Source organism: Vibrio sp. VGrn 2 (assembly GCF_009361695.1).
Classification (GTDB): domain Bacteria; phylum Pseudomonadota; class Gammaproteobacteria; order Enterobacterales; family Vibrionaceae; genus Vibrio; species Vibrio diabolicus.
The window spans coordinates 22,232-28,514 of record NZ_RBWD01000027.1 but is presented as its reverse complement, the minus strand read 5'-3'; the positions used below and the strand labels follow the sequence as shown (position 1 = coordinate 28,514).

6 protein-coding genes and 2 pseudogenes are annotated in these 6,283 nt (G+C 40.6%); 3 read left to right on the top strand and 5 right to left on the bottom strand.

Annotation, left to right across the window (positions count from 1 at the left end):
- Positions 1 to 371 precede the first annotated feature (371 nt).
- Entirely contained in the window at positions 372 to 1,238 is an 867-nt protein-coding gene (mscS, locus tag D8S93_RS23490) for a small-conductance mechanosensitive channel MscS (RefSeq protein WP_152815870.1), read from the top strand.
- A gap of 121 nt (positions 1,239 to 1,359) precedes the next feature.
- On the opposite strand, the pseudogene D8S93_RS23485 reads toward mscS, so the two are convergent.
- Positions 1,360 to 1,602 (bottom strand): annotated as a pseudogene (locus D8S93_RS23485) (IS66 family transposase); the annotation flags it as partial.
- Between the two features lie 689 nt (positions 1,603 to 2,291).
- Between D8S93_RS23485 and D8S93_RS25125 the strand changes: the two are divergent.
- Positions 2,292 to 2,638, top strand: a pseudogene (locus tag D8S93_RS25125) (IS1 family transposase); the annotation flags it as partial.
- 279 nt (positions 2,639 to 2,917) lie between these two features.
- Here D8S93_RS25125 and D8S93_RS23475 read toward each other — a convergent pair.
- Entirely contained in the window at positions 2,918 to 3,451 is a 534-nt protein-coding gene (locus D8S93_RS23475) for a fimbrial protein (RefSeq protein WP_152815867.1), read from the bottom strand.
- Positions 3,452 to 3,617: 166 nt separating this feature from the next.
- Between D8S93_RS23475 and D8S93_RS25320 the strand changes: the two genes are divergently transcribed.
- Complete coding sequence (locus tag D8S93_RS25320) at positions 3,618 to 3,749, top strand: hypothetical protein (RefSeq protein ID WP_264674665.1); 132 nt, start codon at positions 3,618 to 3,620, stop codon at positions 3,747 to 3,749.
- 168 nt (positions 3,750 to 3,917) lie between these two features.
- Here D8S93_RS25320 and D8S93_RS23470 read toward each other — a convergent pair whose 3' ends face one another.
- The 3 genes from D8S93_RS23470 to D8S93_RS23460 form a co-directional block, all read right to left on the bottom strand.
- Positions 3,918 to 4,421 (bottom strand): DUF2780 domain-containing protein, encoded by a 504-nt coding sequence (locus D8S93_RS23470; protein WP_152815864.1) that lies wholly within the window; start codon positions 4,419 to 4,421, stop codon positions 3,918 to 3,920.
- A 401-nt stretch (positions 4,422 to 4,822) separates the two neighbouring features.
- A complete protein-coding gene (locus tag D8S93_RS23465; RefSeq protein WP_152815862.1) occupies positions 4,823 to 5,359 on the bottom strand; it encodes a fimbrial protein in 537 nt (178 codons plus the stop codon).
- A gap of 9 nt (positions 5,360 to 5,368) precedes the next feature.
- Positions 5,369 to 6,283: a hypothetical protein gene (locus D8S93_RS23460; RefSeq protein ID WP_152815859.1), complete on the bottom strand. Its 915-nt coding sequence runs from the start codon at positions 6,281 to 6,283 to the stop codon at positions 5,369 to 5,371.

Below are 6,283 nucleotides of genomic sequence, written 5' to 3'. Positions count from 1 at the left end.
GGGGGGGGGGGGGAAGAATAGTGAATAAGTCCTTTACGTAACAAAGCCAGCTTCTGACTTAATTCCATTGAGTTAAGCATTAAAGTCCTTTCTGTATAAAAGATGAGACTGAGAGAGACGTATGCCTGTAGAAATTGATAACTAAATTAACTGCTATAGAATGCTGCAATTCAAATGTAGCAAAATGCAAAGTCCTTGCTTACTTTAGAATGCTCCAATTTGTTATTAGTGAAACTCTGATTTGTATAGTTTCATTTCTAAACTTTTATTTCAATGATTTGGCGATATTCTAGACAGTTGGTAAGAAAGGGCAGAATCTACATAAATTGTTTTATAATTAAATTTATACTTTTATTTTCAGGAAGTTAATTATGACTGATGAATCGACAAGCCTTGACTCCACTTTAACTGATGGTTTGAGCCAAGCTGAAACTTGGTTAAATAACAACTCAGAACTTTTAGTTCAATACAGCGTGAACATTATTTCTGCAGTGCTGATCCTATTTATCGGTAACATTATAGTTAAGGCGATAGCAAACAGCGTTTCAAAAGTGCTTGAAAAGAAAGAGATGGACAAAGCTGTTGTTGAATTCGTTAATGGTTTAGTTCGTTACCTTTTATTTGTTATCGTACTTATCGCAGCACTAGGCCGTGTAGGTGTTCAAACTGCATCTGTTGTTGCGGTAATCGGTGCAGCAGGTCTTGCTGTAGGTCTTGCTCTACAAGGCTCACTATCTAACTTTGCTGCAGGCGTACTAATTGTTGCATTCCGTCCATTCAAGTCTGGTGACTACGTAGAAATCGGAGGTGTTGCAGGTAGTGTTGAAGCAATCCAAATCTTCCAAACTGTACTAAAAACACCTGATAACAAAATGATTGTTGTGCCGAACTCATCAGTTATCGGCGGCGCAATCACGAATTACTCTCGCCACGCTACGCGTCGTGTAGACCTAGTTATTGGTGTTTCTTACAGCGCAGACCTTAAGCAAACTAAGAAAGTTATTCGTGACGTACTAGAAAAAGATGAGCGTATTCTTAAAGATCCTGTAATCCAAATTGGTGTACTGGCTCTAGCAGACTCTTCAGTGAACCTCGTGGTTCGTCCATGGTGTAAAACTGCTGATTATTGGGATGTTTACTTCGATTCTATTCAAGCAATTAAGGAAGCATTGGATGACGCAGGTATAGAAATTCCATTTCCACAAATGGATATTCACTTGAATAAGGTAGAATTTTAATTCCTTACCTAAAAACACGTTGATCCTCACTAGTATTTTTGGCCCTTGAGTTAAGTGAGAGCATTCACTAACGAGAAGAATTATGACAACATTCGCCCCATGATCTCACGGGGCGATATTGTTAGTGCTTGAAGTTCCAAGGCAGGAGTGCATCGATATCAGGTTCCGCTTTCGCTAACTCCTGCATGCACTTGACCAGGTAGTTGTAAAGGATAAGGCCGTTGGCTTTCTCGGTCTCGACGATACTGTAAAGGATCGCACTCGCTTCAGCGCTATTGGGATTGGTCGAGAAGAGCCAGTTCTTTCTCCCAATAACCAGCGGTTTTATTGCGCGTTCAGCACGGTTATTGTCTATCGAGAACCTATAGCTGGTTAAACCATTATCGTAAATTGCTATTACAACCAGCATCGTCCGTATCAATATAACGGTGGATTAACACCAAGTGAGTCAGAATGACAGTTCTGGTTCCCTTATAAAACTGTGGCCGGTTTTACTTGACCACTTCCAGTAGAGTGCTCACAAAGAATTTCAGCATACCTGGTGAGGGCTGATAATATCAGGCAACTACCAAAAATGAAATGAGTGGTGAGACTATGCTGGCTATGGGCTAGTACAACGAGTGAGTTTTAACTGCTCCACAAATCTTTAGCTAATAGGAGTTTGACGTTTGGCATTATAACAATACCTGCCGAGCCATGGTTCGGTATGGGTTTGGTACGATACAATTAAGAAAACGTTTGACTAGTCAAAGTTAGAAAAAAGACCTAGCCTATTATAAGCTAGGTTGTCCGAAATATGTGTAAGGATAGATGAGGTGACACTTTTAAAACATCAGAGCAAAAATACAACACGAAACGTTCCTGTTCAAGCCTTAAAAGTTGACTATGTGTTTCGAGTTCTCCAATTGATAGATTCATAGCGCAGAGAACTATCATTTTAGTGCTAATAGAGGCAAGCCTCTGCCAAGTCGACGAGCAATGGTCTTAATACGAAAAGGTTACAACAATTTGAAAAGCAGCGGAAATGGCTTATAGGAATGATCCTAAATATGCAAAAAGGAAAATCGCCGTTGGCTTTGGTATGCTTGGAAGCTACGCTATAAGCGCATTATTGCTCACGAATTTGATCAGTGTAATGCGGATTTCGGATAATCTGCGCTCGTTACTCACGTAGATAAAGCCGTTTACACCAATTTCTTTTTTACCGGCGACTTCAACGTTTACAGGAAAGAACTATCAAGGGAAAAGCATATTGTGGGGGAAAGGCTCACTCAGGGGATTGAGCGAACCAATCTACCTAGTTAAAACCAATAGTACGCAGAACGATTGGTTTTTCGATATCCGGGCAAATGCACGATAAGGTGATCGGAAGCCCCATTGAACGAGCGTTCTACCTTTGAATCAGTGGATTTGAGCCATGGCCCAAAAATCGATGCCTGCTTTGCTCGTTGTTGCTGTTCGAAGTGTTGGCGCAAAGCTTAGGTTCAACAGGCTATACAATCAAGCTCACACTGGTTCTGTAAGCGGGTCTTGTGGTGTATTCAGTTGAACAACTGCATTATCATTCATGCGGTGTACATCTCTATTAATCGTTATGGGGAGAACAGCATCAACAGGTTAGACCGTTCCTTTCTCTTCCATACACCAGACATCAGCATAGCTCGTCCACCAACTTACAATTACTTATAAGCAACGGTAAATGAAGCTGAAGCAACAACAGTACCAGCGACTACAGGGGCTGCCGTTTTAACAATTTGAGCTGAGAATGGCAGACGTCCATCTGTAAGAGTCGTAAGAGAGTGAGTGACGGTAGAGTTATCAGTGTTAAATGAAGCCCCATCTTTATCCATGAGTTTTACGGCTGCACCTTGTGCTGAACCTGTATTCTGAAGGCCGAAAGCATCCCATGCACCTGTGACAGGCAGCCAAGTAATATCCACATCTGTCGCGCCAGTCGTAGTACAAGCTTCGCCAGTGTCAGGATCTTTCGCTACTAGAGCAAAATCTACAGCAGCAGTTGTATTACCTACTAGATTCGCAACTGTCCAAGTACCTAAATCAACGTTGTTAGTTTGTGCGCCATTTTCTTCCGCAATGAATTCACAAGTCGCATGACTGATTGCACCGTAAAAATTTACAGTGCCCGTATTTGCAAAAGCAGAAGAAGATAAAACAGAAGCAAATGCTAGTGTAAGAATATTTAGCTTTTTCATGAATTTTCCTAATAGTTAGTTAATATCTAATTCAGGCTATCCCGAATTAATTTGAGTTTGGAAACCAAGTAGCTTTCTCTAAGTTACTTCTATTAACGGCTAAGTTTGAAAATCTTTTAGAGGAAAATGACGACTTTTTAAGAAAAGTTCATTTTCCGAGACGTTCGTGACTAAAGCAGTAGAAAAAGAAAATATTGTTAAAGTTTTGCACGTCTTTACTTTAGAACCAGAAGGCAGAAAAGCACCTCAGCCGATGAGATATAAGAGGCATGAGATTGTCACTATGGAAAGTTCATAGACAAGTGATTAAAAAGCGAGATGAAATAGTGCTAGGCGCACATCGGAATAAAACACGTTTATGCAGGAAAAGAAAGTGTCCCCTATCCCTTTGATAAAATTGGGATAGCACATCGTTGAATCAGGTGTGACCCAACGAAAAAGCCAGCTAAATGCTGACTTTTCATCGCTACTTCCAAAGTGTAGATAGGCCTTTTATCAGTCCTGAACTTGCCCCTTGGTTCTTTAACTCATTAATCAAAACCGGTGCAACCTTACTGATCATTGATGGATTAATACCTAATTGAGAGAAGGCCGCTTCTAACGAATCTTGGCTAGTGATCAAAGAGGAAAGCTCGGTGCCTTTTAATGCATCATAACCAGGAATAAGCTCACCCAATTCATTGTTCTGAGATCGCCCTAAAGAGTTTTGAGCTAATATAACTAGAGAGCTAATGCTTCCCATTGCTTGCTCTGATGTTAAGCCTGTCGACTTTTGCACAAGAGAAGCTAATTCCTTAATCTCTCCTGTTGGGTGCGAATTAAAAGCTTGTAACGCACTACTAAGTGTATTTTCAGGTAATATACTCGATGCTAATGACGAAGCAGACGATCTGCTTTCAGGCGTTCCGGTTGCTTGGCAACCTAGCAAAGTCATTGATAGTGCGCTTATCGTCACAATGTGCATTTTCATTTTTTAGTCCTCTGTGAAAGTGCTAATAGGGTAAACATGCTTCTACTTTAAGGATAGCTTTCGTTAATCAAGGCGAGCCCTGGAGATTCATTGAGCAGTGGCGCTTCTACCACAACGAAAAATCGTGCGCGTTGCTTTGTTGAACGGGAACTGCTGACCCCGATCATAATAGTGTTTCATCGGTTGATAGAGGTAGAGAGCCACGGCTCAGCAAGATGAGCTAATCATGGCAAAGTGCTTTGTCGCTAAAGATGGGGAGGATGTGAACAAACTGACAGGGCTTGGCATACCTGAAACTCAGTGTACTCTATAAGATACGGCCAGCCTTGGGCTACCATGTATTCTCTCGGAGTTAAACAAAAACTCATTGAGCTTTTTCAGAGTGAATTTATATGTCTCAATTATTCGTAGCGAAGCTCAAATAAAACCCCTGCTTTAAATGCCCCTTTTTCTATGTTGGAGGCTGGAACTGACGTAATATGTACCGCCTTTGCTCGTAACGGGAAAGTATTTTTTGAAGTCGCGACTGGGAATTCGTCAGTTGGTCTATTGGTAAAACGATTTCCAGGAAGACCGAACACAAATGCTGCTGCACCACTAAAAAACCAAGACAGCTCAACCCCTACGCCATTTAAATTTGTTTGCATAGTATCCGACGAAATGCCTGGGGAAAAGCCTAGAGGAGTACCAACAACAAATATTCTATTGAACATAACAGGGTTTGCCGTACAGTCAAATGTCATATCAAATGGAACAATGCGAGTATTACCCGCAACCAAATCACTAGTTGTATATGAACCTAGAGATATAGCATCAGCAGGCAAAATGAAATCACAGGTGCTGCTTTCTACATTACCACTCACGATAAGTTCTGAAGTTAAAGTCTTTGCATGTAATGACAATGACGCAAGTAAAAGAACTAAAATGGAAAGTTTCATCTGATACCTTTAGAGATAATTAACAGTGAATAAAAATGACTTTGAAAATTGCCCTACAGATGAACTTGAACTCGCCATCGTTCTAACGGTAAGATCGTTCAGAATCTCTAAGTCACTGTATAGTATACCACTAGTTAGAGGATTCCCGTTATTGTCTAAGAGTTCTATTGTTACACCAGATAGCGCAATGTTATCTCTCTCGGAAAATGTCCAGGAAGCGCCAAAGGGGGCACTATCACAATCAAAAAACATATTCACATTATTGGTTTTAGTTTCCCCTTTTCTCAAACTACCTACAAATAGATTTTCGATAGGAGTCATGGTACATGTTCTATCTTCAACTACTATGTCAAAAGGTTGAACATTTACCACTTCAAGTTGCTCTCGAGAAGTGGTAACAGCTGTTCCAAATACATTTGAATATACACCTGGGGCTAAGGGGGTCGTTAATTTTAAGTTCAATCGTGTAACACTTACATCTAACCTATAACGACCAACAGAATAACCCGTTGAAGGTGAAAATACGCCATTACTACCAGTAGTACAATCAAAAGGGTTCGCAATGAATTTAGTGATACACGTTGTATTTACGCCGGCAACCCATTCTGCATTAAAAAACTCCTGTCCAGCATTAGTCCCCTCAAGAAGAACCCCCCTCAATGTAAAATCATACAATGAGGCTTCTAAACCTGGTGCAATAACAAAATTTAGGTTTGGATATGGGTTGTATGGTAAAGGAGGGAAGTTTCCTATTCCTACATATGCTCCAATATTACCTCCTAGATTAATTTCTGTCGAAGATGAATACGTAAAGGGAGCAAGGAAATCTTGACCAACAGAAATAGATAGCTCTCCCCGTACATGTTGGGAGATAACTAATAATGATAATGGAAGCCAAATAGCATAATTATGAGGGGCTTTCAT